This is a genomic window from Streptomyces sp. NPDC057424 (assembly GCF_042803315.1).
GTDB lineage: Bacteria > Actinomycetota > Actinomycetes > Streptomycetales > Streptomycetaceae > Streptomyces.
Window position 1 is genome coordinate 88,545 of the sequence record NZ_JBHVCP010000019.1, and the last position, 26,000, is coordinate 114,544.

Sequence of the window (26,000 nt, forward strand, 5' to 3'; positions counted from 1 at the left end):
ACTTTAGACCACATGTCCAGCTCTTGGATAGTCAGTCCAGGACATCCTCAACACTTGGCAATGGTTTTCACATGACTTCGGCCGGAACCCGCACTTGACATTCATTCCCATCTAGCGTGGCGGCTGCCAGTACCCCCGTGCATCCGTCCTGGAGGAACCATGTCCCTGTCCACGTCCCGCCGCCTGGCGCTGCTGACCAGCGCGTCACTGGCCCTGCTCGCGGGCTGCGGCAGCTCGCCGGACTCCGCCGACGGCACGAACACGTCGGACCGTGTGGCGGTGGTGGCCTCCACGAACGTCTACGGCGACATCGTCCGGCGGGTGGGCGGCGACAGAGTCGACGTCACCTCGCTCATCAGCGACCCCGACCAGGACCCGCACTCCTACGAGGCCGCCCCGCAGAACCAGCTGGCCCTGTCCAGGGCGAAGGTCGTCGTCGAGAACGGCGGTGGCTACGACGACTTCGTCGACCGCATGCTGAAGAGCGGACACGACGACTCCGCCGCGGTGATCAACGCGGTCGAGGTGTCCGGCAAGGCCGCGCCCGAGGGCGGGGAGCTCAACGAGCATGTCTGGTACGACTTCCCCACCGTCGCCAAGCTCGCCGACCGGATATCCGCGGCCCTCGCGCAGGCCGACCCGGGTCACGCGGCCGCCTTCAGGAAGAACGCCGCCGCCTTCAAGGCGAAGCTCGCGCCGCTGGAGGCGAAAGAGGCGCGGATCAAGAAGGAGCACGGCGGCGAGGGAGTGGCGATCACCGAGCCCGTGCCGCTGTACATGACCGAGGCGAGCGGCCTGGTCGACAAGACGCCCCCGGCGTTCAGCGAGGCCATCGAGGAGGGCGACGACGTCTCCCCGCGCGTCCTCCAGGAGAACCTGGCGCTGTTCAGCGGCAGGAAGGTCGAGGCACTCGTCTACAACGAGCAGACCTCCGGCCCGCAGACGGAGAAGGCCGAAGCGGCGGCCAAGGCCGCCGGCATCCCCGTCGTGCCCGTCACCGAGACCCTGCCGAAGGGCAAGGACTACCTCGGCTGGATGACCGCCAACGTGGACGCGCTCGCGGGCGCGCTGGCCACGTGACCCCGGCACCCCGGCCGGACGCGGCACCAGCCGTCAGCCTGCGCGAAGCGGCCCTGTCCTACGGCGACCGCGAGGTGTGGAGTGGACTCGACCTCGACGTGGCGCCCGGGGAGTTCCTGGCCGTGCTGGGCCCGAACGGGGCCGGCAAGACCAGTTTCGTGCGGGCGCTGCTGGGCCGCCGGCCGCTGTCCGCCGGGACGCTGACGGTCCTCGGCCGGCCGGCGCGCGAGGCCGCCCGGCACATCGGCTACGTACCGCAGCAGGCGGCGCTGTCCGCGCAGGCCATGCTGCGCGCCCGGGACCTGGTGCGCTTCGGCATCGACGGGCACCGATTCGGCCCACGGCTGCGCGAAGCCGGGATCCGCCGCCGGGTGGACGAGATCCTCGAGTCGGTCGGGGCCACGGCCTACGCCGACGTCCCGCTCGGGATGCTGTCCGGCGGCGAACGGCAGCGCGTGCGCATCGGGCAGGCTCTCGCGACCGATCCGCGCATCCTGCTGTGCGACGAGCCGCTGCTGTCGCTCGATCTCCACCACCAGCGGGCCGTCACCGAGATGATCGACGCCCGGCGCCGCTCCCACGGCACGGCGGTGGTGTTCGTGACGCACGAGATCAACCCGGTGCTCGGCCTGGTCGACCGGGTGCTGTACCTGGCCCGCGGCGGCCACCGGATCGGCACCCCCGACGAGGTGCTGACCTCCGAATCGCTGTCCCGGCTCTACGGCACGCGGGTCGATGTGGTCCGCGTGCGGGGCCGGGTGATGGTCGCCGGAGCACCCGACGAGACGGCCGCCCCGCCGCACCATCCCGAGCGGGTTGACGAGACGGACGGAGTGCGCGCATGACGCTCGCCGACGGGATCTGGCACCAGATCTTCGACTTCACCGACTACGGCGCGCTCCTGTCCCTGGTCCGCAACTCCCTCATCGCCGGTGTGGCACTCGGGCTCGTGGGCGGGCTGGCCGGGGTGTTCGTGCTGATGCGGGACCTGCCGTTCGCGGTGCACGGCATCAGCGAGCTGTCCTTCGCGGGCGCCTCGGCCGCTCTGCTGCTGGGGGCGAACATCGTGGCGGGCTCGATCGCCGGTTCGCTTCTCGCGGCCGGCGCCATCGGTGTGCTGGGGACGCGGGCCCGGGACCGCAACTCGGTGATCGGCATCATCATGCCGTTCGGCCTGGGACTCGGCGTGCTCTTCCTCGCCCTGTACAAGGGCCGGGCGGCCAACAAGTTCGGGCTGCTGACCGGGCAGATCGTCGCCGTGGACACCCCGCAGATGTCGTGGCTGCTCGGTACGTCCGCGCTGGTGCTGGTGGCCCTCGCGGTCATGTGGCGTCCGCTCGCCTTCGCCAGCACCGACCCGGACGTGGCGGAGGCCCGCGGGGTGCCGGTCCGGGGGCTGTCCTTGGCGTTCATGCTGGTGCTCGGGCTCGCGGTCGCCCTGTCGGTGCAGATCGTCGGCGCGCTGCTGGTGCTCTCCCTGGTCGTCACGCCGGCCGCGGCGGCCGCCCGTGTCGCCGCGTCGCCGGTGCTGCTGCCCCTTCTGAGCGTCGTGTTCGCCGTGGCCTCGATCGAGGGCGGCATCCTGCTCGCCCTGGGCAGCAGCATCCCCATCAGCCCCTACGTCACGACGATCTCGTTCACGATCTACGCGGTGTGCCGGCTGGCCGGCCGGTACCGGAACCGGCGGTGGGATCTGCGGCGGACGGCACCGCGGGCGGCCTGACCGTGCCTCACCGTTCGAAGACCACCCGCCCGTCGAAGACCGTGAGGTCCACCCGCACGTCCGTGATCTCGTGCGGGTCGAGGTCCAGCAGCGGCCGGTCCAGGACGCACAGGTCGGCCGCCCTGCCCGGTTCGACGGTGCCCTTCCAGTCGTCGGCGAAGTCCTGCCAGGCCGGGGTGGCCGTGTAGGCGCGCAGGGCGTCGGCGAGGGGTACGCACTGCTCGGGGCCGCTGGGGCGGCCGCTGGCCTTGGACTCGCGCAGCATCATCGAGGCCACGCCCTGGCGCCAGTCGGGCTCGGTGATGGGAGCGTCGGAACTGGCGCAGACCCGTACCCCGGCGTCCAGCGCGGAGCGCACCGGCCACTGGTAGGCGGAGCGTTCGGGGCCCACGACCTCGTCCATCAGGTCGGAGATGGTCCACTTGATGGCGGGGTTCATGTTGACGCCGTAGCCGTGCGCGGCGAGCCTCGCCAGGCTGCCGGGGCTGATGAAGTCGCCGTGGATGACGTAGTGGCGGGCGTCGGGGCGGGGTACGGCCGTGTTCGCGGCGACGAAGGCGTCCACCACGAGGTCGATGGCCCGGTCGCCGGTGACGTGCACGCCGAGCTGGAAGCCGGCCTCGTGGGCGAGCCGGATCATCTCGCGCAGCTCGTGCACCTGGAGCGCGGGCGAATCGCCGTGCACGCACAGGGCGCCGTGGCCGCCCTCCGGGTACGGCTCGCTCATCCACGCCGTGCGGTTGGGCGGCACACCGTCGGCGAAGATCTTGACGCCGATGGCCCGCAGCAGCCGGGGGTCGGCCGACTCTGGACGGCGCAGCTGGGCCAGGCCCTCGCGGACGTCGTCGGCCGAGCCGCCCATGGGCGCGGGCAGGAGCAGGACGCTGACCCGGGCCTGGAGGTCACCGCTCGCGGCGAGTTCGGCGTAGGCGGTCCAGTTGTCGGTGCTCAGGCCGCCGAAGAGGGTGTCGGCGCCGCCGGGGCCGAGGCCCGGCTCGGTGTAGCTGGTGATGCCCCGGGAGTGCAGTTCGCGGATCACGCCCTGGATGGCCTGACGGCGCTGGGCGGGGGTGGGGGCGGGGAGTGCGGCCTGGACGAGCCGCCCGGCGGCCTCCCGCAGGATGCCGGTGGGCCGGCCGTCGGGGTCGTGGTCGATGACACCGCCGGGCGGGGCCGGGGTGTCCGCGTCGACGCCGCAGCGGCGCAGGGCCTCGGAGTTGGCCCACACCATGTGCGAGGAGAAGTCGGTCAGGCAGACCGGGTGGTCCGGGGCGACCGCGTCCAGATCCCGCCGGTGCGGGAAGCGGCCCGGGTCGGCCAGGCACTCGGCGAGGTAGCCGGGGTCCCAGCCCAGGCCGATGATCCACGCACCGGCGGGTGCCTCCCCGGCTGCCCGGCCCACCGCCGCGGCGATGTCGGCGATGGAACCCACCGCCGGGTGGCCGACGTCGATGGCGAAGGGAGGCTTCGTCATGCCGTAGGCGGCCCCGTGCAGATGTGAGTCGTTGATGCCGGGCAGCACGGTCCGGCCGCCCAGCTCGACGATCCGGGTGCCGGGCCCGGCCAGGGCGCGCATCTCCGCGTCGCTGCCGACGGCCAGGATGTCCCTGCCGCGCACGGCCACGCCCTCGGCGACGGTGAACCCGGCGTCGACGGTGAGGACCTGACCACCGGTCAGGACGAGGGTGGGAGCGGTGTCGCTCACGGATGACCTCATTTCGGGGAGGAGGGCGGGTCAGCGCCCGGTGCGGGGTGCGAAGTAGGCCAGGGCCGCGCCGGCCACCAGCGCGGTGCCCTGGGCCATCTGCTGCCAGAACGTCGGCACGTTCAGCAGGGTCAGGCCGTTCTGCAGGCCGCCGAGGAAGAGCACGCCCAGCAGGACGCCGAGGATGGAGCCGGAGCCGCCGGTGAGAGCGACACCGCCGAGCAGCACCGCGGTGAGCACGGTCAGTTCGAACCCGGCGCCGGAGGTGCCGGCCACCACGCTGTCCAGCACCGACGCCTTGATGGCCCCGGCCAGGGCGGCGGCGACGCCGGTGGCGACGAACAGCGCGAACGGGGTGCGGCGGACGTGGATGCCGGAGAGGTGGGCGGCCTCCCGGTTGACGCCGATGGCGAAGACGTGCCGTCCGGCGGGCGTGACCGCCAGGAACAGGGCGCCCGCGGTCAGCACGAGCCCCGCGATCACGACCGGTGCGGCGATCCCCGCTATGCGGGCCCCTCCGATCCAGGCGAACCCGGAGCCGAAGCCGCTCAGCGGCAACGGGAACAACTGCTGTGCCAGACCGCGTACGGCGGTCAGCATGCCGAGGGTGACGATGAACGCGGAGAGGCCGAAATAGCAGCACAGGACGCCGTTGACCGCCCCCACCAAGGCCCCGGCGGCGAGCGCCCCGAGCAGGGCGACGGCGGGCGACTGGTGGTGCTGCCCGGCCAGCCAGCCCGCGACCAGCCCGCCGAGGGCGAGCGTGGAGCCGACCGACAGGTCGAGGTAGCCGCTGATGACGAGCAGGGCCAGCGGGACGGCGACGATGGCCAGGGCCGCGGCGTCGGTGGCGATGCCGCTGAGGTTCGCGGGGGCGAGGAAGCTGCCCGTGGTCAGCTGGAAGACCAGCACCATCGCGGTGAGCACGACGAGGAGCGGGTTGCGGCGCACGGTGGCGAGCCCGCCCATGGTGATCTGGCGGGGCCGGGGAAGGACCGGGTCGGCGGTGGTCATGCTGCTCCTTCGGCGGTCAGGGGGTCGTGAACGGCCGACAGCAGGGCCTGTTCGGTGAGTTCGGCGCCGGAGAGTTCGCCGGTGATCCGTCCCCCGGCGACGATCAGGCAGCGGTCGGCGAGCGCCACGATCTCCTCGGGGTCGCCGGAGGCGAAGAGCACGGCGGTACCGCGTTCTTCGGCGAGGGTGGACACCACCCGGTAGATCTCCTGCCGCGCACCCACGTCGACGCCCTGCGTCGGCTCGTCCAGCAGCAGCACGTCCACGTGCCGGGCCTCGTTGATCCACCGGCCGAGGACGAGCTTCTGCTGGTTGCCGCCGGAGAACGCGCCCGCCGGCAGTCCGGGGCGGGCCGGGCGCAGCCCGACCGCCGCGGCCAGCGCGCCGAACACCCGCCGCTCCGAGCGCATCGCCCGCACCCCGCAGCGGGACAGGGGCTGGACGGAGGGGAGCAGCGCGTTGTCCTGCGCGGTCATCGACGGGAACAGGCCCTGGGCCCGCCGGTCCGCCGGTACGAGCGCGATCCCGGCGGCGAGCGCGTCGGCCGGGCGGGCGGGGGTGACGGTGCGGTCGCCGACCCGGATCGCGCCGGTGGTGGCGCGGCGCCTGCCGTAGAGGGTCTCCAGGATGCGGGTGCGGCCCGAGCCGATGAGCCCGAACAGGCCGACGCGCTCGCCGGTGGCGACGGTGAGGTCGACGGGCCCGAATCCGGGACCCCGCAGGGCTTCGGCGACGAGGCGGGGTGGCGTGGGAGGTCGCCGCGATGTCCGCACGGTCTCCGCCGGGCGTCCCGCGACCGCCTCCACCAGTTCCCGCCGCGTCTGCCCCGCCACCGTCGTGTGGTGGGCCACCCGGCCGTCGCGCAGCACGGTCACCGCGTCCGCCAGCCGTTCCACCTCGCCCAGGAGGTGGGTGACGTAGACGATGGCGAGCCCCTGGGTGCGCAGGTCCTCGACGCGTTCCGACAGGGCATCGGTCTCCGCGCCGGACAGGGCGGCCGTCGGTTCGTCGAGGACCAGGACCGAGGCGCTGCGGCTGAGGGCCTTGGCGATCTCCACCAACTGGCGCTGGCCCATGGGCAGATCGCCCACGCGGTCGCGCGGGGAGCACTTCGCGGCCACCCGCTCCAGCAGCCCGGCGGCGACCTGCTCCTGGGCGCGCCGGTCGATGCGGCCGTGCCGGGTCCACTCCTGGCCGAGGAAGATGTTCTCCGCCACGGTCAGAGCGTCGACCACGCTGAGCGTCTGGAAGATGATCGCCACGCCGGACGCGATGGACTCCCGTGGGGTGAGCCGGGTGTACGACGTCCCGCCGACTTCGATCGTGCCGGCGTCGGGCGGGTAGGCGCCGCCCAGGCACTTGATGAGGGTGGACTTGCCGGCGCCGTTGTGGCCGAGCAGGGCGTGCACCTGGCCGGCGGGGACGGTGAGGTCCACGCCGTCGAGGGCCCTGACGCCGCCGAAGGACTTCGCCAGGCCGCGGATGCGGAGGTTCGTGGTCGTCATAGCCGGCCTAGGCGTTCTGGGCGAGCAGGGCGTCGATCCGGGCGGTGTCGGCGCGCTGGACGAGGGTGACGGGTACCTGGACGCTCGGGTTCGCCCGGCCCGCCGCGACCGCGCGCGGCACGTCGACGATGGCCGCCGCGATGTCCTTGGGGGCGAGGGCGGCGGAGGCCCGGTAGAAGGTGCCCTGTTTGACGGCGAGGAGGGAGGGCGCGGCGCCGTCCTGGCCACCGACGAAGGTCCTGGCGTCGTCCTTCGCGCGGCCCGCCTGCTGGAGGGCCTTGAATCCGCCGTAGGCGGCGGCGTCGGTGACGCCGAGGACGAGGTTGAGGTCGGGGTGCTTGGCGAGGATCGCCTTCGTCTTCGTCAGGCCGGTGTCCGGGTCGATGGCCTGCTCACGGGCGACCACGTCGACGCCGGGTGCCGCCTTGGTGAAGGCGTCGATCATGCCCTTGGTGCGTTCGCGGCCCAGTTCGATGGCGCTGTCGGTGAGGAAGGCGATCTTGCCCTTGCCGCCGAGGTGCTCCTGGGCCCACTTCGCCGCCGCCTCGCCGAGCAGGGTGCCGCCCTCGCGGAAGCTGAACTGGATGTCGGCGCTCTGGTGCTGCAGGGAGCCCCCGTAGGTCACCCAGATCAGGCCGGCGTCGAGGGCCGCCTTGGCGAGGGGCTCGGCGGCCTCGAAGACCATCGGGAAGGACACGATCGCCGGGACCTTGCGGGCGACCCAGGTGTTGAGGTTGCTCGCCTGGGTGTCGGCACTGGCGTTGTCGCTCGTCGTCAGCAGGGAGATGCCGTGCCGCTCGGCCTGGGCCGTGGAGAGTTTCACCAGGGTCGAGTAGAGCGGGAGCTGGGTGAAGGGGTAGTCGAGGCCGATCTTCGTCAGCGGGGTTCCGCCGGAGGACGACGGCTTGGCCGAGGCGGCCGAGTTCTGCGGGGCCGAGCATCCGGCGGCCGCCAGGGCGGAGGCGGCGGACAGGGCGAGGAAGTGTCTGCGCGAGGCGGTGTACGGGGCTGGGGTCATGGCGAGGGCTCTCCGATGGGCGGGCCCGACTGGAGCGGGCGTCCGGCTGTGCCGAACAGGAAAGACCCGCCGGGCCAGCCGCACCATCCGTACAAATACCGACTGCGGGTGCGGCCGGACTCCGGCGGACGCCTTGCCGGACACGACCGGGAGCCCTATCGTTAGGCCTCAAACGACATTGCTGCACGAGCCGCCCGGAGGCTCGCCATGCCCAGCCACCACCAGATCGCGGCGGCCGCCCGTATCGGCATGCTCACCCGCGAGCGCGACACCACGTCGGCCTCGGCGCAGGCCCTGCGCGAACTGGCCCGTGCCCTGCCGCTGGACGCGGCCACCCTGCTCACGATCGACCCGCTGACCGGATCCCACGTCCAGGTCGCGAGCATCGGCTACACCGCGGCTGCCTCGCAGGCCATGGCCGGGGAGTTCATCGCGACACCGTGGTACCGCAACGTCGTACGGCGGGAACTGCCGCCGTCGATCTCGGAGGACGCCGAGGACGCCGGTCCTCGCTTCCGACACGGCTGGTTCTACGCCGAGCGGGTCCGCCCGGCCGGTTTCCGGGACGGGGTCACAGGGGCGCTGCGGCACCGGGGCCGGATGGTGGGCCTGGTCCATCTCTCCACCGAGAGCGCGGACGCCTACGACACCGACGCCCGCCGGTTGCTCGCCTCGGTCATCCCCGCCCTGGCCGCTCTCGCCGACCCGCTGGCGCACGCCGGTGATCTGCACGGTCTGGCGGAGACGGACGCGGCGAGTCTCGTCACCGGCGACGGCTCGGTGATCGACCTGCCCGGCCGCGACCGGCCCCGGGTACTGCGGGAGGACGGCGGGTTCGGTGCGCTGCTGCACGCCTTCACCGCTACGGACGGGCGGCGGCTGCGGCTGCTGTGGCCGGCCGGCGGAGGCTGGCGGCGGCTCGTCCTGCACCGGCACCCCGCCGGGCCCGGCCTGGCGGCGGACGCGGTGCTGGTGCACGAGACGCCCACGGAACTGCCGTTCGGGCTGAGTCCCCGGGAGCTGGAGGTGCTCACCCGGGCGGCCACGGGGCAGACCAACCAGGCCATCGCGCAGGCGCTGTTCCTGTCCCCGCGGACCGTGCACAGCCATGTCGAGCATCTGCTGCGCAAGACCGGCTGCGCCTCCCGGGCGGAGGCCACCGCGCTGGCGGTGCGGGACGGGCTGCTTCGGCCGGACCCGGATCACCTGGCACGGTTCGTCGAGCGGTGATCCGGGCCGGGACGGTCAGGACGTCAGGGCCTCGACCCGCCGCATGACCTCACGGCAGAACTCCCCCACCCCGTCGGGGTCGTCGATGAACTGGTTCGGCTTGACGCAGAACGTCGTGAAGCCCTGCTCCCGTTGCTCCGGGATCACGGAGAGCGCCGCGCCGAGGTCCGCCGGGGAGCGGTCGTCGGGGAAGACGGCCCGGGTGCCGCCGATCATCTCCAGGTCCGCGCTGTCCCGCCCCGCCTCGGCCATCGCCTCCTTGAGCGCCCGGAGGTCCTCGGGCGTGGGTTGCCCCAGCGGGTGGAAGCCGTGGCCGTACCGGACGAGGCGGCGCAGGACGGGGCCGTGCAGGCGCTGGCCGCCGAACCAGAGCCGGGGACCGTCCGGACGGTGGGCCTTGGGCTCGAAGTAGACGTCCTGGAAGGGGTAGTGCGGCCCGTCGTGGGAGAACGGGGACGGGCCCCAGGCCTTCGCCCACACCTCCAGGTGCTCGTCGAGCAGCCGCCCGCGCCGGGCGAACGGCACGCCGAGGGCGTCGTACTCGTCCTTGCTCCAGCTGACCGTGGGCTGCACGACGAGACGCCCTTCGCTGATCAGGTCGAGGGTGCCGAGTTCACGGGCGAGCAGCAGGGGGTGGCGCAGCGGGGCGAGGACGGCCGCCGCGGCCAGGCGCAGCCGGGAGGTGACGGAGGCGATGGCGGCGAGCAGCAGCAGCGAGTTCGGCCAGGGGGTGTGCGGGTCCTGGTTGCCCGGGAGGGCGTAGTCGCGGGGGTTGCCCATGATGCCGGCGGCCGCCGCGTCGGGGCCGAGGACGATGTGCTCGCTGACCATGACGGCGTCAAAACCGGCGTCCTCGGCCTCGCGGGCCCAGCGGACGGCGGCGGGCAGATCGGCCCGGCCGCCGGTCAGGGTCCAGTTCTCGCTGAGGACGAGGAGCATACGGGGTGGGGTGGGCATGACGGGGATTCCCTTTCGCTTCGTACAATTTGAGTCCGAACGATCGGGCGGCGAGGCTGGGCCGCCCATGTGTGACGCTTCGCGACCAGACGAAGGAGCCGCCCGTGCCGGGGCACCGATCCATCACCGAAGCCGAGAAGCTCGCCGCGGCGAAGCTCGGCGGCATTCCGATCCGCCGGGAGCAGATGGCGGCGGTGGCGAACATCTACCGGGCCGCGTCCGCGGTGCGGCAGCACCTGGAGAACTCGGTGCTGCGCGGCTCCGACCTGACCTGGACGGCATTCGTGGTGCTGTGGGTGGTCTGGGTGTGGGGCGAGTCGGAGACCCGGCACGTGGCGGAGGAGGCGGGGATCTCCAAGGGCACGCTGACGGGTGTGGTGCGCACGCTGGAGTCCCGGGGCCTGCTGCGGCGGGACGGTCACCCCAGCGACGGGCGCCTGGTGCTGCTGCGCCTCACCGCCGAGGGCGAGGAGTTCATGGCGCGGGTGTTCCCGGCGTTCAACGAGGAGGAGGCCTTCGTCACCGCCGGGCTCAGTGACGCGGAGTGCCGCAGCCTCGCGGAGGGGCTGCGCAGCGTGGTGCTCCAGGTGGAGGAGCACGGTGAGGAGCGGCGGCAGTCGCTGCTCGACGGCGCCGAGCCCGCCCGGCGCCGCAGCGGGCGGCGGCCCCGGGCCTGATGCCTGCCGCGGCCTCACCGGGTCGCGGCCCGCACGAACGCGTCGAACAGGCCCTGCTGGGCTGGGTCCTCGTGCGCGGTGTCCTCCGGGTGCCACTGGACGGCCGTGAACCAGCCGTGGGCGCCCGGGAGTTCGAGGGCCTCGATCGTGCCGTCGGCCGCCCGCGCCGTGACGCGGAGGCCCGTGCCGAGGCGGTCGACGCGCTGGTGGTGATAGCAGGACGCGTCGGCCTTCTCGGCGCCCGTGGCCCGCGCGACGAGCGAGTCCGGCTCCAGGGTGACGGGGTGGACGAGGTGCCGGTGTTCCCGTTCCGGGCCGCCCATGTCCTGCTCCAGGGTGCCGCCGAGGGCCACGTCGACGACCTGGAGGCCACGGCAGACGGCGAGCAGGGGCAGGCCCGAGTCCAGGGCGTGCCGGGCGACGTCGAGGTCGAAGGTGTCCTGGAGCGTGTCGACGTCGTAGACGGTGTCGTGGGTGCCGGTGGCGCCGTAGCGGGAGGGGGCGAGGTCGCCGCCGCCGGGGAGCAGGACGCCGTCGAAGCGGGCGAGCCGGGCGCCGGTCCCGCTGTCCGCCGGGTGGATGCTCACCGGTTCGCCACCGGCCCGCCAGACGGCCTCGAGCAGGGCGCGGGCGTTGACCTCCGCGGCGTACCGGAGTGCGGAGGTCGTGGCCGAGAAGCGGGCGGGGACCGCTATCAGGGGGCGGGTCACAGCTGGATCCAGGTGGTCTTGAGCTCGGTGTACTTCTCCAGCGCGTGGACGGACTTGTCGCGCCCGTTGCCCGACTGCTTCATACCCCCGAAGGGCACGGTGAGGTCGCCCTCCTCGTAGCAGTTGACCCAGACCGTTCCGGCTTTCAGGGCGCGCGAGACCCGGTGGGCGGTGGACAGGTCGGAGGTCCACAGCCCGGCGGCGAGGCCGTACTCGGTGGCGTTGGCCAGCCGGACCGCCTCGTCGAGGTCGTCGAAGGCGAGCACCGACAGGACGGGGCCGAAGATCTCCTCCCGCGCCAGTCGCGACCCCGGGTCCACGCGGTCGAAGACGGTCGGCTCCAGGTACGTCCCGCCCGTCTCGGCGAGGACCCGGTCGCCGCCGGTGCGCAGGCGGGCGCCGTCGTCGACGCCCTGCCGGATGTGCTCGCGTACGCGGTCCAGGTGCTCGCGCCCGACGAGTGCGCCCATCTCCGTCTCCGGGTCGAGCGGGTCGCCCACCCTCAGGTCACGGGCCCGCCGGACCACGGCCTCGGTGACCCGCTCGGCGATCGAGGAGTGCACCAGGAGCCGGGAGGGGGCCGTGCACATCTCGCCCTGGTTGAAGAAGATGCCCCAGGCGGCGGTGGCGGCGGCCTTGTCGAGGTCGGGGGCGTCGGGCAGGACGATGTTGGGCGACTTGCCGCCGAGCTCCAGCCACACGCGCTTGAGGTTGGAGTCGGCGGCGTAGCGCAGGAAGTGGCGGCCGACGGCGGTGGAGCCGGTGAACGCCAGGACGTCGACGCCGGGGTGGAGGCCGAGGGCGCGGCCCGCCGTGGGCCCGTCGCCGGTGACGACGTTGAGCACGCCGGGTGGGATGCCGGCCTCGGTGGCGAGGCGCCCGAGGAGCAGGGCGGAGAGCGGGGAGTTCTCCGAGGGCTTGAGGACGACCGTGCAGCCGGCCGCCAGGGCCGGGGCGACCTTCCAGCCGGCCAGAGTCAGCGGGAAGTTCCAGGGGACCACCGCCCCGACCACCCCGGCGGGTTCCCTGGTGACCAGGGCGAGGGAGTCCGGGGCGGTGTGCGGTGACTCGTCGGTGAGCTTGTCCGCGAGCTGGCCGTACCAGCGGAACGTGCCGATGAGGGCGCGCAGTTCGATGCCGTACGCGTCCGCGATCGGTTTGCCCGTCTCCAGGCTCACGGTCAGGGCCAGTTCCTCGCGCCGCTCGTCGAGCAGGCCCGCGAGGCGGACCAGGGCCCGGCCGCGCTCGGCAGGTGCCAGGCGCGGCCACGGGCCGGTGTCGAAGGCCCGCCGGGCGGCGGCGACGGCCGCGTCCACCTCGGCGGCGCCGCCGTCCGCGACCTCGGCGAGGACCCGTCCGTCCCGCGGGGACACGACCGGGAACGTCGCCCCTCCCCCGGCCTCCTCGGCGCCGTCGATGTGATGGGCGCCGGAGAGCTGGAACGTTTTGGCGCGGCGCAGCCACTCGTCGTGGGGGACGGCCGGCATAGCAGACTCCTTTGCTCTCAAACGATATGAATACGGCCGTCCGCGGCCACTGATGGATACGGTCAGCCGTCGGCTGCCGCGAGGACCCTGCCCCGCACCCGTGCGGCGACCAGACCCAGCGCCATGACGACCGGAACGGACAGCGTGAGCCACAGGGCGGTGGTGCGTTCGCCGCCTATGAGGGTGGTGAAGTTGGCCAGGATGAGCCAGATCGCCCCGGCGATGCCGAGCGCCCCCAGGGCGGGTGCGATCAGCGTGTTCCAGGCGCGGGCGTCGAGGCGTGCGCGGCGGAAGAAGACGACGACGGACACCGAGGTCAGCAGGTACAGCACCATCATGGCCAGAACGGCGACGCCGCTGCACCAGGAGAACAGCGTCAGCACCGGATCCTTGCCGGCCAGCGCGAAGGGCACCACCAGGAGGACGGCCAGGACCGTCTGGACGCACCCGGCCACCCAGGGCGCGTGACGGCGGTTGAGCCGGCACAGCCGGAGCGGCAGCAGCCGGTCACGGCCGAGGGAGAACAGGTAGCGGTTGGCCGAGTTGTGAAAGGTGAGGATGCCGGCGAAGAGGGACGTGGCGAGCAGGACCGGCAGCACGTCGCCCACCCAGCCGCCGAAGTCCGCCGCGATGGGCGCGAAGACGAACCCGGCCCCGTCACCGCTCTCCAGGGCCTTGCCCGCGGCCGCGGTGGCCTCGGAGGCGCCGTAGGAGGAGATGATCATCCAGGAGACCAGGGCGAAGAAGCCGGTGACGACGGCGACCGCGAGGTACGTGGCGCGCGGCACGGTCTTTCTGGGTTCGCGTGCCTCCTCACCGTAGATGGCGGTGGCCTCGAAGCCGAACATGGAGGCCACGGCGAACATCACGGCCACGCCCGGGGCGCCGTCCAGGGCGGCGGACGGGGAGAAGCTGTCGGCGAGACCGAGCCCCTCGGGGCCGCCGCCCTTGAAGAGGGTGACCAGGGCGAAGACCGACAGGATGCTGAACTCCGCGAGGACGAAGACGGCCAGCACCTTGGCGCCCATCTCGACCCCGGCGGCGCCGAGCGCCTGGACCACGGCCATGGTGGCCAGCGTCCAGACCCACCAGGGCAGGTCGAGGCCGGTGTGGCTCGCGACCAGGCCGCTCACGATGGCGCCGTAGAGGCCGTACATGGCGGCCTGGATGGTGCAGTAGGCGAAGAGCGCGAGGCCCGCGCTGCCGGTGCCGGTGGTGCGGCCCAGGCCCTTGCCGATGTACGTGTAGAAGGCGCCCGCGTCCACCACGTGGCGGCCCATGGCGACGAAGCCCACCGAGAACAGCAGGATCACCAGGCCCGCCACCAGGTAGGCGGCGGGCACACCGGGGCCATTGCCGAGGGCCACGGCGATGGGGGCCGCGCCGGCGATGCCGGTCAGCGGGGCCTGGGCGGACAGGACGAAGAAGAGGATGCCCAGGACGCCGAGGGCGTTGGGCTTGAGCGTGCCTGCGGTGGGCGCGTCCGGTTTCGCCGCGTGCCGGGAGACCGTCTGACTGTCCACTCGGATCACCTGCCAGAGGAGAGGAAGGGTCGTTTCAGGCCAAACGAGTTGCCTCATCGTGGGGCGGAACTATCCGTTTGGCAAGGGGTGCGGAACGAGGAATCGCAGCGGCGCGGGACGAGGGGAGGCCGGAGCGGGTCAGGCCTCGTCGTCGCGCCGCTCGGCGAGCAGCCGCAGCACCGTGCGCAGCTCGTCCAGGGCCTCGTCGATGACCTCGCGCTCGCCGAAGACCAGCTGGTGCAGGACAAGTCCTTCCAGCGTGGCGAACACCATCCGGGACAGGCCCTCGCCGACCGGGCCGGGCAGCATCTGGCTGAGCTCACGCCGGGTCGCGTCGAAGTACTCGTCGTACAGCGACCGCAGGTGGGCCAGGAGTTCGGGGCGGCGGCGGGACTCCAGCAGCAGTTCGTACTGGAACGCCTGCAGGTCGGGCCCGGCCTCCACCATGTCCGTGAGACCCACCGAGAAGTCGGCGGCCCTGCCCGTGCCCGGTTCGAGGGCGCTGCTGCTCAGGGAGGAGCGGATGGCGTGGGCCACGGCCTCCTCGATCAGGGCGTCCCGGGAACCGAAGTGGTGCACGACCAGGCCGTGGGTGACACCGGCCTCCTCCGCGACGGCCCGGTAGGTGAGCCGGCGCAGCCCGCCCCGGGCCACGACGCGCACGGCGGCCTCCAGCAGGGCCTCACGGCCCGTGCCGTAGTTCACGCGCTTGCGGGGGCGGCGGGCGGGCTCGGTCATGTTCGTGACCCTACCGGGGGCGTCCCGCCCGGCGACGCGGCGGCCGGAGCCCGCGTCAGCGGCGGGGTGGCCGGATGCCACGGAACTCCCAGTCGCCGCCGAGGGCGGTCGACAGCACCTCCTCCGACTCGGTGGGCTGGGCGCCCACGTCGGTGCGGACAGCGGTCGGCCCGGTCACGACGTGGTTGGTGAGCCGCCCGAGTCCCTCGACCTCCACCTCCACGACATCGCCCGGCTGGACGGGCCGCGAGTTGGCCGGGGTGCCCGACAGGAGGACGTCTCCGGGGTTCAGGGTGATGGTGCGGGCGATGTCGGCGACGAGATAGTGCATGTCCCACGTCATCTCGTCCGTCGAACCGTCCTGCACCACCTCTCCGTTGACGTACGTCCGCAGCCGCTTGCCGTGGAAGTCCCAGTCGGTGACGAGGCCAGGGCCGAGCGGGCAGAGGGTGTCGGAGCCCTTCACCCGGAGCATCGACCCGGCGTCGGTGTCGCGGAAGTCGTGCAGGCCGTAGTCGTTGGCGACGGTGTAGCCGGCGATGTACTCGCCCGCCTCGCCCGGCGCGATGTTGCGCGCCGTCTTCCCGATGACGATGGCGACCTCACCCTCGTAGTTGAGCCACTTGCAGCCCTCGGGCCGGACGATGGCGCCCTGGTGGGAGTTGAGTGCCGAGGTCGGCTTGTGGAAGTAGGTGGGGGTGCCGGGGAGACCGATCCCGAACTCGTCCACCCGGCTGCGGTGGTTGAGGTGAACGGCGATGACCTTCGACGGCACGACCGGCGGCAGGTGCCGCGCGTCCCCGGTCCTGACGCGGCGGCCGTCCCCGGCGACGAGTTCGTCACCGTCGACGGTGACCTGGACGGCGGCGCCGTCGAGGAGGATACGGCGGTACTCAGGCATGGGCGGACTCCTGCGCGGGGGTGTGGTCTGCGGCGGGGTGGTGGGGCGCCGCCCAGCCGCCGGCCGGGCGGTCGAACCAGAGGTGGGCCTGGCCGGTGCCGACGGAGTTCTCGTACTCGCCGTACTGGCGGGCCCGGGCGGCGCAGCGCTGTTCGCCGAGCGCTCCGGCCATCATCAGGTAGTGGAAGAACTTCGCCTCGGGCTTGTACCGCCAGAACTCGTCCATCGTGTCGAGGACCTTGTCGTGGCGGCCTTCCTTGAACCAGGCGATGCGCTCGCAGTCGGCCTCGCGGGCCTCGGGCGTGCGGATGTGCACCGGGTCGCTGGCCTCGTGATCGCGCAGTTCGCGCAGCGGCCAGAAGGTGTGCGAGAGGGCGCCGGAGGCGATGAGCAGCACCCGTCGTCCGGGGGTCGCCGCGATCCCGTCGGCGAGGGCCCGCCCGAGCCGCAGGTGGTCCTCCATGTCGCCGGTCTGGCAGACGCCGATGGTGACCCACCGCTTGTCGGGCAACCCCTCGCCGAGGTACTTCCAGAGGTTGAGGGTGGCGTAGTAGATCGGCAGGTACTCGTCGTCGACCGGAGTGATCCAGGTGCCGTGCTTGTCGGCGAACCCGGCCACGTTGTGGGCGAGTTCGGGATCACCGGGGAAGTCGTACGGCATCCTGCACATGCCACGCGGCAGCTCCTCGGAGGTGAAGAGCCCGGCCCTGCGCTGCTGGGCGGTGACGACGAACTCGACGGTGGTCGCCCAGTGCGAGTCGAGGACGACGACGGTGTCGTAGTCGTCACGTTCGAAGACGTCCCTGCGCAGCTCCCGCAGCCCGGTGACGAGGGTGATCTCCTTGCCCTCGTTGAGCTCCAGGCGCTCGGCCTCGGGCAGCACGATGGTGGGCACATGGGCGAGCAGCCCGGCCCCGACGATCTCACCCATGGTCCTGGTTCCATCCCTTCGGGGCGGTGACGGTGTTCTTCAGGTCGCAGTAGAAGTCGAAGCTCCAGGTCCCGCCCTCCCGGCCGACCCCGGACTGCCGGGAGCCGCCGAAGGGTGCCTGGAGGTCGCGCACGAAGAAGCAGTTGACCCAGACGGTCCCCGCGACCAGCCGCGAGGTGACCCGCTCGGCGCGCTCCCGGTCACCGGTGGCGACGGTGGCGGCCAGCCCGAAGCGGGTGTCGTTGGCGAGCCGTACGGCCTCGTCCTCGCCGGTGAAGGTCTGGAGGGTCAGGACCGGCCCGAAGACCTCCTCCTGCACGATCTCCGAGTCCTGGGCGACGTCGGTGAGCAGGGTCGGCGCGTAGTACTGCCCGTCCTTGCGATGCCCGCCGATGACCGCCCGTGCCCCGGCCGCGACGGCCCGCCGCACGAAGCCGTCGATCTTCTCCAGCTGGCGGGGGTGGATGCTGGGCCCGATGTCGGTGCCCTCGTCACGCGGGTCGCCCTGCCGCAGGGCCGCGGCCTTCTCGACGAACCGGCGGGTGAACTCCCCGGCGACCGGCTCCTCGACGAGCAGCCGGGTCGCCGCCAGGCAGACCTGCCCGGCGTTGTCGTACTGCTCCACGGCGAGGTCGACGGCCAGGTCGAGATCGGCGTCGGCGAAGACCAGCAGGGGTGACTTGCCGCCGAGTTCGAGGCTCAGGGGCGTGAGGTTCGCGGCGGCGGACCCGGCGATCCGCCGGGCCGTCGGCACCGACCCGGTGAAGCTGATGCGGCGTACGTCGGGGTGGGAGGTGAGCACGTCGCCGACCTCGGAGCCGTAGCCCTGGACGACGTTGAGGACACCGGCGGGCAGTCCGGCCTCCGCGGCGATGTCGGCCAGCAGGGAGGCGGTCAGCGGCGACCACTCGGCGGGCTTGAGGACGACGGTGTTCCCGGCGGCGAGGGCGGGGGCGACCTTCCAGGTGGCGAGCATGAGGGGCGCGTTCCACGGCGTGATCAGCACGCAGGGCCCGGCCGGGTCCCAGCTGACGTGGTTGGTGTGACCGCGCGTCTCGAAGTCCTCGTGGCCGAGCCGGAGCAGCCAGTCGGCGAAGAAGCGGAAGTTGTGGGCGACGCGGGGCATGACGCCCCGCCGGTGGGAGCGGAGCAGGGCGCCGTTGTCCGTGGTCTCGACGATCGCCAGCTCTTCGAGCCGCTTCTCGACGCCGTCGGCGATGGCGTGCAGGATGCGGGCGCGCTCGGCACGTGGCGTGGCGGCCCAGGCGGGGAACGCGTCACGGGCGGCGGCGACGGCGGCCTCGGCCTCGGCGGGCCCACCGCGGGCGATCTCGCCGAGTGCGCTGCCGTCGATGGGAGAGTGATCAGTGAAGGTCCCGGCGGAAACGACGCGCTCGCCGCCGATCCAGTGCCGGGTGTCGACGGAAACACCGGCGACGGTGATGTTGTCAGACATAGGAAGAGTTCCCTTCGAACGAGGGGTAGTGCAGGTCCCCGGGGGCGCGGGGCTGTCATCATTTGCGGCTCCGCCGCGTGGGCGCGGACAACCACGGCGAACCCGCACCCGGCCACCGGCGCTACTCGGCAACCGCCCCGGACGTACCGGCCTCCAGCAGCCGCCCCCCGTCCCAGACGACCCCGACCTGCCGGTAGTACGCGGCGATCGGCTCCCGTACCTCCAGCCGCGCCAACTCCTCCGTCGGCGCCTCGAACAGCTCCAGCTCCGCGTCACCCAGCCACGGCTGACCACCCTCGAAGGAGGCGGCCCCGGACTCGATCAACTCATCGAGAGCGAGCCCCTTGCCCTTCTCGACCGACGGCAGCCACCGGTGATGCGCCATGGGGTGCGCGTTGACGAACCCGCCGCTCCCGGACGGCTCCCGCAGCGTCACCACCGCCTGGGCCAGACGCCGGTCCGCGGCCGCCAGGGTCGCCCCGAACCGGGCCCCCGCCTCGATCCGCGGAGCGGGCCCGTAGGGATGCGGACGCGTCTGGTGGATGGAGCCGAGCTTCTTCGGATACCCCTGGTGCAGCCCCCGCGCGATCGCGAAGTCCTTGTCCACCCAGATGTAGACGCACCGCGAGTACGTCTGCCCCCGGTACTGGCACCGCACCACCGCGAACGCCTCCTTGTACTGCGCCCGCACGGGGTCCAGCAGCTCCTCCCCGGACGCCGAGCACGACTGCCAGTCGGCCCAGATCAGGGCGACGGCACCGGGGTCCTCATCTGCCGGCTCCAGTGGTTCAGGGAGCAGTTCACGCACGCGTGAGGGGTCCGTCCGGTACTCGACGGTGAGCAGGTCGCCGGAGTAGCGCCAGGGCGGCGAGGGGATCAGCGACGAGGCGCCCGTCGCCGTCTTGGGATGGAAGTAACCACGAAGACCGGTCACGAGAGAGCTCCTTGCGAGGTGAGGGCGGGCTGCTTCAGCAGATCGGCGCGGTACCGGGCGGCGGCCCGGGCGGCGGAAGGCCCGCCGAGCGCCACGACACCGACCAGCCGTCCATCGCGGTGGTAGCCGGCCAGCACATCCCCCGAGGGGTCACCGTCGAGGACCCGGACGTCGCCGAGCCCCAGGACGGGCGCACCGAAGGACTGCAACCGGAAGTCGTGCTGGTCGCTCCAGAAGGTGGGCAGGGGTGCGAAGGGCGGCAGGCCGGCGTCGCCACCGACGAGCACCTTCGCCGCGTGCTTGGCCGAGTCGGCCGGCACGGACCAGTGCTCGACCCGCCGTGGCACACCGTCGTAACGGGCGTTCGGGAAACGGGCGACGTCGCCCACCGCGACAACGTCGGGCCGGCCGCCGACGCGCAGCTGCCCGTCGGTGAGCACGCCGTCGGTCAGGTCGAGTCCGTTGCCGTCGAGCCACTCGGTGTTGGCGACCGATCCGACGGATTCCACCACCACGTCGGCGGGCAGCACGGCCCCGTCGCTCAGCACGACGCCGGTGACCCGGTCGTCGCCCTCGAACCCGGCCACACCCGCACCGAGCACGAAGCGGACCCCGCGCTCCTCGTGGCGCGTGCGCAGCTCCCGCGCGAGCAGTTCCCCGAGCGGCCCGACCATCGGCAGGGGCAGCGGATCGACCACGGTCACCCCGGCGGCGCCGAGCCCGATCGCCGTGGCGGCCACCTCGCAGCCGATGAACCCGGCGCCGACCACGACGACCCGCACGCCGGGCCGGGTCAGCTCGCCCCGCAGGACCTGGGCGTCGTCGATGGTCCGGACCGTGTGACGGCCGGTGACCGGCCCGGGGCAGGCCAGCCGGCGGGGCCGCATCCCGGTGGCGGCGACGAGGCCGTCGTAGGAGAGCACCGACCCGTCATCGAGCTCGACGGTGCGCCCGGCGAGCCGGGCCGAGACGATCCTCGTGCCCAGCCGCCACTCCACATCCGTCACGGACGCCTTCGGCGTGAAGGCCAGCGACGCGAAGGCCGCCTTGCCCGCGAGGACCTCCTTGGACAGCGGGGGCCGGTTGTACGGCGGGTGCGGCTCGTCGCCGATCACCGTGATGCCGCCGGTCCAGCCCGCGGCGCGCAGCTGCTCGGCGGCCCGCAGCCCGCCGAGGGAGGCGCCGGCGACGATCATGCGCCCTCCCATGTCAGTCCTCGATCCGGATGGCCTGCAGCGGGCAGACGTCCGCGGCCTCCTCGACCTCGTCGCGCAGGGCGTCGTCGGGGTCGGGGACGTAGGCCAGGCGGCCGTCGTCGTCCATCCGGAAGACGTCGGGGGCCGAGAAGACGCACTGGCCGTGGTCCTGGCACTTGTTCATGTCGACGACGACCTTCATGGCCGGTCCTCCTGAATGTGAGGGCGTCGAATCGGAAGAAGAGAGGGGCCCGGCCGGAAAGGGCCGGGCCCCGGCCAACGGGGTGTGTGGAAGCACCCCGAACTCGTTTGGCTTCAAACAAGGTAGGCAGGGGTGGGGGTCCGGTCAAGAGCTATCCGGATGGATAAATTCTTGCCCCGACCCCCTTGCGGGGCCCCTCGTCCCCCTTTACCGTTTGGCGTCAAACAGCCCCGGGCGGTCATGGCCCCGCCGCGCCCGGACGCTGCCTCTCACGCCACCCGCCTCCCCGGCCCCGTGTCCCGGAGGTGTCCCGACGTCCGCCCGAGGAGACAACGGTGAGCGCTCACGATTCCGAAGAAGTCCGACGCCACATGGACCGGCTCGCCGCCGACGGCATCGACGTGGTCCGGGTGACCTTTCCCGACCTCATCGGCACCGACCGGGCGCGGGACGTGCTGCTCGAGGAGCTGCCCCGGGCCTGCGAACACGGCCTGGCGTTCTGCCGGGCCGTCTACCACACCAGCCCGCAGGGCGACGTGGTCCCGGTCAGCGGCGGGCTGGACGCGGGACTGCCGGACATCTGCGTCCGCCCGGACCTCGACACGCTGGTGCCGCTGCCCTGGGAACCAGGGGTGGCCGCCTGTCTGGGCGAGGTCGTCGACCCCGCGACCAGCGCGCCCGCCCCCGAGTCGCCGCGCGATCTGCTGCGGTCCGTCCTCACCCGGTGCGCCGAGCACGGACTGCGGCCGGTGGTCGGGCCCGAGCTGGAGTACTTCCTGTGCGAGCCGGACCCGTCCGGCGGCTGGCGCCGCCACGCCCCCGACCCCGGGGTCGTCTACACCGCCGGGCTGCGCGCCGATCCGGACAACCACCTGCTGCGCACCCTGCGCCACGTGCGCGATCTGCGGGTCGGGGCGATCAGCGGCAACCACGAGTTCGACGGCGGCCAGATCGAGATCAACCTGTCCCACTCGGACGCCGTGTCGGCCGCCGACCGCTCCTTCCGCTTCAAGGCCGCGATCAAGGAACTGGCCCGCAAGGAAGGCCGGCTCGCCACCTTCATGGCCAAGCCCTTCAACGACGCGGGCGGCTCCGGCTTCCACCTCCACCTGTCCTGCGACGACGAGGAGGGCCGCAACACCTTCGACGACCCGTCGGGCGCGTACGGCCTGTCCGCCACCGCCCGGCACGCCGTCGCCGGTGTCCTGGCCCACGCGCCCGCCCTGGCCGCGCTGCTCAACCCCACGATCAACTCGTACAAACGCTTCGGCCCGGACACCCTCGCGCCCTGGCTGATCGACTGGGGGCTGGACAACCGCAGCGCCATGGTCCGCATCCCGCCCGAGCGCGGCAGTGGCGCCCGGCTGGAACTGCGGCTGGGCGACGCGAGTGCCAACCCCTACCTGGCGATCGCCGGGACAGCCGCCGCCGCCCTGCTGGGCGTGCTGGCCGGCGAGGAGCCGCCCGCCCCGCTGGAGGGCTACGGCTACGACACCGCCCGCGCGGCCGTCCTGCCGCAGACCCTGTCCGCCGCGCTGGACGCGCTGGAGGCGGACACCGCCCTGACCGACCTGCTCGGCAAGGGCTTCACCACGTCCTTCCTCTCCTACAAGCGCGACGAGGTCGAACGCTTCCACCGGCACGTCACGGACTGGGAGTTCACCGAGTACGCCTACCACCTGTGACGCCGAGGAGCATGCCGATGACGACCCAGACCCCCACCGACGCCGTGCGCGAGCCGCTGCCCCTGGCCGAGGTGAACCTCGCCGACCTGGACCGCTTCACCGACGGTGTCACGCCCTGGCGGATGTTCCACACCCTGCGCCACGAGGACCCGGTGCACTGGCAGCCCGAAGAGGCGCCCAACTCCGGTTTCTGGTCGCTGACCCGGCACCAGGACATCGTGCGGGTCGACCGTGACGCGGAGACCTTCACGTCGACGAAGTTCGTCAACCTGGAAGAGGTCGACGACGACCAGATCAAGAAGCGCGCCTCGATCCTCGAACTGGACGGTGTACGTCACCGGGCGCTGCGGAGCCTGATCCAGCGGCAGTTCGGCGCGAACGTGATCAGCGGCTACACCGACTTCCTGCGCGGGCTGACCGCGAAGACCCTCGACGCCGCCCTCGCCAAGGGCCGCTTCGACTTCGTCGAGGACGTCTCGGCGGACTTCCCCATCAATGTCCTCGCCCGGTTGCTGGACGTGCCCCCGGAGGACAACCAGCGGCTCATCGACTGGGGCAACCGCATCATCGGCCACACCGACCCCGACTACGCGGACGTCCTGCTGCACAGCGAGGAGAGCGAGCGGTACCGCGACCTGCCCTTCCGCTCCCCCGCCTCGCTGGAGGTCTTCGAGTACGGCCGTGAGCTGGCACGGCAGCGCAGGGGCGGCGACGGCACGGACCTGGTCTCCCGTCTGGTCAACACCACGCCCCGCGACGGAGTCCCGCTCTCCCCGCAGGACTTCGACAACTACTTCCTCCTCCTGGTCGTCGCCGGCAACGAGACCACCCGGCACACCATCTCCCACTCGATGCTGGCCCTCGTCCAGCACCCCGAGCAGCTGGCCCGTCTCCAGGAGGACCCCTCGCTGATCCCGGTCGCGGTCGAGGAGTTCCTGCGCTGGGCCTCCCCCGTCTACCACTTCCGCCGCACCGCCACGCGCGATGTCGAGCTGGGCGGCAAGCAGGTGAGGGAGGGCGACAAGGTGGTGATGTGGTTCGCCTCCGGCAACCGCGACGAGGAGGTCTTCGGCAACCCCTACGACTTCGATGTCACGCGCCGGGACAACGACCACGTCACCTTCGGCAAGGGCAGCCCGCACCTGTGCCTGGGCAACCTGCTCGCCCGCACCGAGATCCGCATCATGTTCGAGGAGCTGATCCCGCGCCTGGCGGACATCCGCCTGACCGGCGAGGTACCGCGCGTTCGCTCCAACTTCGTCAACGGCATCAAGAAGCTGCCGGTGGAGGTCACCACGGCCTGACGTGATCCGACCGGTCACGCGGCAGCCGGGCCGTCGGTCCGACGTGTTCCTCGTGGCAGCGGACGAGGTGCGGGCACCGCACGGCGAGCAGGTTGACGACTGCCCGCCACGGAGTGGCCCACGGCCACCACCGGCCCGTCGGGCGGCGCGGCCAGGGGCGTCCGCCGTCTCCGCCGGGGTGCTGCCCTCGTCCGGCGCCCCCGGGCGGCCGTGTCCGCGCAGGTCGGGCGCGATCACCCGGAAGCGGCCGGCCCGGGTGTCGGCACGGGGGAAACCCCTCCCGGCCGTCCCGCCCGCGGCCGTGCACCGGCGCACCGCCGGGGGCGCCGACGGCGCCGAGCCTCGTGTGGAAGAGGCGGATGCGGGCCGAGCCCGGTCCCCCCTCACCCACCGCGGCGAACGGCGCGCAGGAGAGAGCTCCGATCCTTCCGGACATGCATCGCGGCGCGGTCGGCGGGAGGCTGGTGGTGTCAGCACGGTCACGCGCCCCGAGGAGATCGTCATGGACACCGCCACCCTGGAAGAGATGCGGTCCACGCTGCGGGGGCCGGTGATCGGCCCCCAGGACGCCGGTTACGACCAGGCCCGCAAGATCTACAACGCGATGATCGACAAGCGGCCCGCCGCCCTCGTGCCCTGCACCGACGCCGCCGACGTGATGGCCGCGGTCGGCTACGTCCGCGACCACGGCCTGGAACTCGCGGTGCGGGGCGGCGGGCACAGCGGCCCCGGCCTGTGCCTGGTGGACGACGGCGTGACGGTCGATCTCTCGCCGATGCGCTGGGTACGGGTCGACCCGGAAGCGCGGACCGCCGAGGTCGGCGGCGGCAGCCAGCTCGGCGACCTCGACCACGCCACCCAGGCCTTCGGTCTCGCCACCCCCACGGGCATCATCTCCATGACCGGCGTCGGTGGCCTGACCCTCGGCGGCGGCCACGGCTACCTCACCCGCAAGTACGGGCTGACCGTGGACAACCTCGTCGCCGCGGACGTGGTGCTGGCCGACGGCAGTTTCGTCACCGCGAGCGAGACCGAGCACCCGGACCTGTTCTGGGCGCTGCGGGGCGGCGGCGGCAACTTCGGCATCGCGACGTCCCTCACCTACCGGCTGCACCCGGTGGGCACGGTCGGGGCCGGGGTGACGGTCTGGCCGGTCGAGAGCACGCGCGAAGTGCTGGCGTGGTACCGCGAGTTCCTCCCGCAGGCCCCCGAGGACGTCTACGGCTTCTTCGCCATCCTCGTCGTCCCGCCCGGCCCGCCCTTCCCGGAGGAACTCCACGGCAAGAAGGTGTGCGGCATCGTGTGGTGCTGCACGGGTGACCCGGACGGGGTCGGCGAGACTCTCGCGGTGGTGAACGACGCGGGCCGGCCGGCCTTCCACTTCACGACGCCGATGCCGTACGACGCGCTGCAGGGCATGTTCGACGAGCTGATCCCGACGGGCTACCAGTGGTACTGGCGGGGCGACTTCTTCGACCACATCCCCGACGCCGCCCTGGACGTGCACCTCAAGTACGGCCGGAACAACCCCACGCAGCTCTCGCTGATGCACCTCTACCCGATCGACGGCGCCGCCCACCGGGCCGGCCCGGACGACACCGCGTTCAGTTACCGGGACGCGCTCTGGTCCGGCGTCTTCGCCGGCGTCGATCCCGACCCCGCCAACGCCGAGACGATCAGGCGGTGGTGCGTGGACTACCAGGAGGAACTGCACCCGTACTCGATGGGCGGCTCGTACGTGAACTTCATGGGCCCGGGCGAGGGCCAGGAGCGGGTCCGGGCGACGTACCGCGGCCACTACGACAGGCTCGCCCGGGTCAAGCGGACCTACGACCCGGACAACCTCTTCCACGCCAACCAGAACATCGAGCCGGCGCGAGGGTGACGCTCACCGACGCGGCCCGGGGAGCCCGCCACGGGAGAGATGGTCAACGCCGACGGCGTGGAACTCCGGGTGGCACGGCGGGGCGAGGCCCGACGTTCTGCTCATCGCGGGGCTCGAGGACCCCGCCGGACCACGGTGC

Annotated in this window: 23 protein-coding genes; 8 read left to right on the top strand and 15 right to left on the bottom strand. The window is 72.6% G+C overall.

Annotated elements, in window-relative coordinates:
* Nucleotides 1-159 precede the first annotated feature (159 nt).
* The 3 genes from ACFU3E_RS17940 to ACFU3E_RS17950 are packed head-to-tail and all read left to right on the top strand — an operon-like array spanning nt 160 to nt 2,803.
* Nucleotides 160-1,080 (top strand): metal ABC transporter solute-binding protein, Zn/Mn family, encoded by a 921-nt coding sequence (locus ACFU3E_RS17940; protein ID WP_384158487.1) that lies wholly within the window; start codon nt 160-162, stop codon nt 1,078-1,080.
* Nucleotides 1,077-1,925 (top strand): metal ABC transporter ATP-binding protein, encoded by an 849-nt coding sequence (locus ACFU3E_RS17945; RefSeq protein ID WP_384158490.1) that lies wholly within the window; start codon nt 1,077-1,079, stop codon nt 1,923-1,925. Before ACFU3E_RS17940 ends, ACFU3E_RS17945 begins: the two co-directional genes overlap by 4 nt.
* Nucleotides 1,922-2,803, top strand: coding sequence for a metal ABC transporter permease (locus ACFU3E_RS17950; protein WP_384158493.1), 882 nt, complete (start codon nt 1,922-1,924; stop codon nt 2,801-2,803). Before ACFU3E_RS17945 ends, ACFU3E_RS17950 begins: the two co-directional genes overlap by 4 nt.
* 7 nt (nt 2,804-2,810) lie before the next feature.
* On the opposite strand, the gene ACFU3E_RS17955 is transcribed toward ACFU3E_RS17950, so the two are convergent.
* From ACFU3E_RS17955 to ACFU3E_RS17970, 4 genes are read right to left on the bottom strand one after another with little or no spacing between them, the layout of a single operon-like run.
* Complete coding sequence (locus tag ACFU3E_RS17955) at nt 2,811-4,508, bottom strand: amidohydrolase (protein WP_384158496.1); 1,698 nt, start codon at nt 4,506-4,508, stop codon at nt 2,811-2,813.
* Nucleotides 4,509-4,538: 30 nt separating this feature from the next.
* Nucleotides 4,539-5,522: an ABC transporter permease gene (locus ACFU3E_RS17960; protein WP_384158499.1), complete on the bottom strand. Its 984-nt coding sequence runs from the start codon at nt 5,520-5,522 to the stop codon at nt 4,539-4,541.
* The gene (locus ACFU3E_RS17965; RefSeq protein ID WP_384158502.1) at nt 5,519-7,027 is read right to left on the bottom strand and encodes a sugar ABC transporter ATP-binding protein; all 1,509 of its coding nucleotides are present in this window, start codon (nt 7,025-7,027) and stop codon (nt 5,519-5,521) included. Before ACFU3E_RS17965 ends, ACFU3E_RS17960 begins: the two co-directional genes overlap by 4 nt.
* A 7-nt stretch (nt 7,028-7,034) precedes the next feature.
* Nucleotides 7,035-8,045, bottom strand: a complete 1,011-nt coding sequence (locus ACFU3E_RS17970) for a sugar ABC transporter substrate-binding protein (protein WP_384158505.1) — start codon at nt 8,043-8,045, stop codon at nt 7,035-7,037.
* Nucleotides 8,046-8,252: 207 nt separating this feature from the next.
* On the opposite strand from ACFU3E_RS17970, the gene ACFU3E_RS17975 reads away from it, so the two are divergent.
* Nucleotides 8,253-9,275, top strand: a complete 1,023-nt coding sequence (locus ACFU3E_RS17975; RefSeq protein ID WP_384158508.1) for a response regulator transcription factor — start codon at nt 8,253-8,255, stop codon at nt 9,273-9,275.
* Nucleotides 9,276-9,290: 15 nt separating this feature from the next.
* Here ACFU3E_RS17975 and ACFU3E_RS17980 read toward each other — a convergent pair whose 3' ends face one another.
* Nucleotides 9,291-10,232: a TIGR03619 family F420-dependent LLM class oxidoreductase gene (locus ACFU3E_RS17980; RefSeq protein WP_384158511.1), complete on the bottom strand. Its 942-nt coding sequence runs from the start codon at nt 10,230-10,232 to the stop codon at nt 9,291-9,293.
* 104 nt (nt 10,233-10,336) lie between these two features.
* Between ACFU3E_RS17980 and ACFU3E_RS17985 the strand changes: the two genes are divergently transcribed.
* Nucleotides 10,337-10,909: a MarR family winged helix-turn-helix transcriptional regulator gene (locus tag ACFU3E_RS17985; protein ID WP_384158514.1), complete on the top strand. Its 573-nt coding sequence runs from the start codon at nt 10,337-10,339 to the stop codon at nt 10,907-10,909.
* A 14-nt stretch (nt 10,910-10,923) separates the two neighbouring features.
* Here ACFU3E_RS17985 and ACFU3E_RS17990 read toward each other — a convergent pair whose 3' ends face one another.
* The 10 genes from ACFU3E_RS17990 to ACFU3E_RS18035 form a co-directional block, all read right to left on the bottom strand.
* A complete protein-coding gene (locus tag ACFU3E_RS17990) occupies nt 10,924-11,619 on the bottom strand; it encodes a gamma-glutamyl-gamma-aminobutyrate hydrolase family protein (protein WP_384158517.1) in 696 nt (231 codons plus the stop codon).
* Complete coding sequence (locus tag ACFU3E_RS17995) at nt 11,616-13,106, bottom strand: aldehyde dehydrogenase (RefSeq protein ID WP_384158520.1); 1,491 nt, start codon at nt 13,104-13,106, stop codon at nt 11,616-11,618. Before ACFU3E_RS17995 ends, ACFU3E_RS17990 begins: the two co-directional genes overlap by 4 nt.
* Before the next feature lie 62 nt (nt 13,107-13,168).
* Nucleotides 13,169-14,629, bottom strand: a complete 1,461-nt coding sequence (locus ACFU3E_RS18000) for an APC family permease (RefSeq protein WP_384158523.1) — start codon at nt 14,627-14,629, stop codon at nt 13,169-13,171.
* A gap of 138 nt (nt 14,630-14,767) precedes the next feature.
* A complete protein-coding gene (locus tag ACFU3E_RS18005; RefSeq protein ID WP_384158525.1) occupies nt 14,768-15,367 on the bottom strand; it encodes a TetR/AcrR family transcriptional regulator in 600 nt (199 codons plus the stop codon).
* A gap of 55 nt (nt 15,368-15,422) precedes the next feature.
* Nucleotides 15,423-16,268, bottom strand: a complete 846-nt coding sequence (locus ACFU3E_RS18010; RefSeq protein ID WP_384158528.1) for a fumarylacetoacetate hydrolase family protein — start codon at nt 16,266-16,268, stop codon at nt 15,423-15,425.
* Nucleotides 16,261-17,199 (bottom strand): 3,4-dihydroxyphenylacetate 2,3-dioxygenase, encoded by a 939-nt coding sequence (locus tag ACFU3E_RS18015; protein WP_384158531.1) that lies wholly within the window; start codon nt 17,197-17,199, stop codon nt 16,261-16,263. Before ACFU3E_RS18015 ends, ACFU3E_RS18010 begins: the two co-directional genes overlap by 8 nt.
* Nucleotides 17,192-18,655 carry an aldehyde dehydrogenase gene (locus ACFU3E_RS18020; protein ID WP_384158534.1) on the bottom strand — a complete coding sequence of 488 codons (1,464 nt, stop codon included), beginning with the start codon at nt 18,653-18,655 and terminating at the stop codon, nt 17,192-17,194. The genes ACFU3E_RS18015 and ACFU3E_RS18020 overlap by 8 nt, the downstream gene beginning before the upstream one ends.
* Nucleotides 18,656-18,776: 121 nt before the next feature.
* The gene (locus tag ACFU3E_RS18025) at nt 18,777-19,589 is read right to left on the bottom strand and encodes an acetoacetate decarboxylase family protein (protein ID WP_384158537.1); all 813 of its coding nucleotides are present in this window, start codon (nt 19,587-19,589) and stop codon (nt 18,777-18,779) included.
* Nucleotides 19,586-20,785, bottom strand: a complete 1,200-nt coding sequence (locus ACFU3E_RS18030) for an NAD(P)/FAD-dependent oxidoreductase (RefSeq protein ID WP_384158540.1) — start codon at nt 20,783-20,785, stop codon at nt 19,586-19,588. The genes ACFU3E_RS18025 and ACFU3E_RS18030 overlap by 4 nt, the downstream gene beginning before the upstream one ends.
* 13 nt (nt 20,786-20,798) lie before the next feature.
* Nucleotides 20,799-20,987, bottom strand: coding sequence for a ferredoxin (locus tag ACFU3E_RS18035; protein WP_031108213.1), 189 nt, complete (start codon nt 20,985-20,987; stop codon nt 20,799-20,801).
* A gap of 335 nt (nt 20,988-21,322) precedes the next feature.
* On the opposite strand from ACFU3E_RS18035, the gene ACFU3E_RS18040 reads away from it, so the two are divergent.
* From ACFU3E_RS18040 to ACFU3E_RS18050, 3 genes are all read left to right on the top strand, one after another.
* The gene (locus ACFU3E_RS18040; protein ID WP_384158544.1) at nt 21,323-22,672 is read left to right on the top strand and encodes a glutamine synthetase family protein; all 1,350 of its coding nucleotides are present in this window, start codon (nt 21,323-21,325) and stop codon (nt 22,670-22,672) included.
* A 17-nt stretch (nt 22,673-22,689) separates the two neighbouring features.
* Nucleotides 22,690-23,976 carry a cytochrome P450 gene (locus tag ACFU3E_RS18045; protein WP_384158547.1) on the top strand — a complete coding sequence of 429 codons (1,287 nt, stop codon included), beginning with the start codon at nt 22,690-22,692 and terminating at the stop codon, nt 23,974-23,976.
* A 502-nt stretch (nt 23,977-24,478) separates the two neighbouring features.
* A complete protein-coding gene (locus ACFU3E_RS18050; RefSeq protein ID WP_384158550.1) occupies nt 24,479-25,861 on the top strand; it encodes an FAD-binding oxidoreductase in 1,383 nt (460 codons plus the stop codon).
* Nucleotides 25,862-26,000 lie beyond the last annotated feature (139 nt).

What these genes read in the sequence shown, in the direction of transcription:
- ACFU3E_RS17940 (WP_384158487.1), top strand. Translation starts at nt 160, where the DNA reads ATGTCCCTGTCCACGTCCCGCCGCCTGGCGCTGCTGACCAGCGCGTCA.
- ACFU3E_RS17950 (WP_384158493.1), top strand. Translation starts at nt 1,922, where the DNA reads ATGACGCTCGCCGACGGGATCTGGCACCAGATCTTCGACTTCACCGAC.
- ACFU3E_RS17960 (WP_384158499.1), bottom strand. Translation starts at nt 5,522, where the DNA reads ATGACCACCGCCGACCCGGTCCTTCCCCGGCCCCGCCAGATCACCATG.
- ACFU3E_RS17965 (WP_384158502.1), bottom strand. Translation starts at nt 7,027, where the DNA reads ATGACGACCACGAACCTCCGCATCCGCGGCCTGGCGAAGTCCTTCGGC.
- ACFU3E_RS17970 (WP_384158505.1), bottom strand. Translation starts at nt 8,045, where the DNA reads ATGACCCCAGCCCCGTACACCGCCTCGCGCAGACACTTCCTCGCCCTG.
- ACFU3E_RS17975 (WP_384158508.1), top strand. Translation starts at nt 8,253, where the DNA reads ATGCCCAGCCACCACCAGATCGCGGCGGCCGCCCGTATCGGCATGCTC.
- ACFU3E_RS17980 (WP_384158511.1), bottom strand. Translation starts at nt 10,232, where the DNA reads ATGCCCACCCCACCCCGTATGCTCCTCGTCCTCAGCGAGAACTGGACC.
- ACFU3E_RS17995 (WP_384158520.1), bottom strand. Translation starts at nt 13,106, where the DNA reads ATGCCGGCCGTCCCCCACGACGAGTGGCTGCGCCGCGCCAAAACGTTC.
- ACFU3E_RS18005 (WP_384158525.1), bottom strand. Translation starts at nt 15,367, where the DNA reads ATGACCGAGCCCGCCCGCCGCCCCCGCAAGCGCGTGAACTACGGCACG.
- ACFU3E_RS18010 (WP_384158528.1), bottom strand. Translation starts at nt 16,268, where the DNA reads ATGCCTGAGTACCGCCGTATCCTCCTCGACGGCGCCGCCGTCCAGGTC.
- ACFU3E_RS18015 (WP_384158531.1), bottom strand. Translation starts at nt 17,199, where the DNA reads ATGGGTGAGATCGTCGGGGCCGGGCTGCTCGCCCATGTGCCCACCATC.
- ACFU3E_RS18020 (WP_384158534.1), bottom strand. Translation starts at nt 18,655, where the DNA reads ATGTCTGACAACATCACCGTCGCCGGTGTTTCCGTCGACACCCGGCAC.
- ACFU3E_RS18030 (WP_384158540.1), bottom strand. Translation starts at nt 20,785, where the DNA reads ATGATCGTCGCCGGCGCCTCCCTCGGCGGGCTGCGGGCCGCCGAGCAG.
- ACFU3E_RS18035 (WP_031108213.1), bottom strand. Translation starts at nt 20,987, where the DNA reads ATGAAGGTCGTCGTCGACATGAACAAGTGCCAGGACCACGGCCAGTGC.
- ACFU3E_RS18045 (WP_384158547.1), top strand. Translation starts at nt 22,690, where the DNA reads ATGACGACCCAGACCCCCACCGACGCCGTGCGCGAGCCGCTGCCCCTG.
- ACFU3E_RS18050 (WP_384158550.1), top strand. Translation starts at nt 24,479, where the DNA reads ATGGACACCGCCACCCTGGAAGAGATGCGGTCCACGCTGCGGGGGCCG.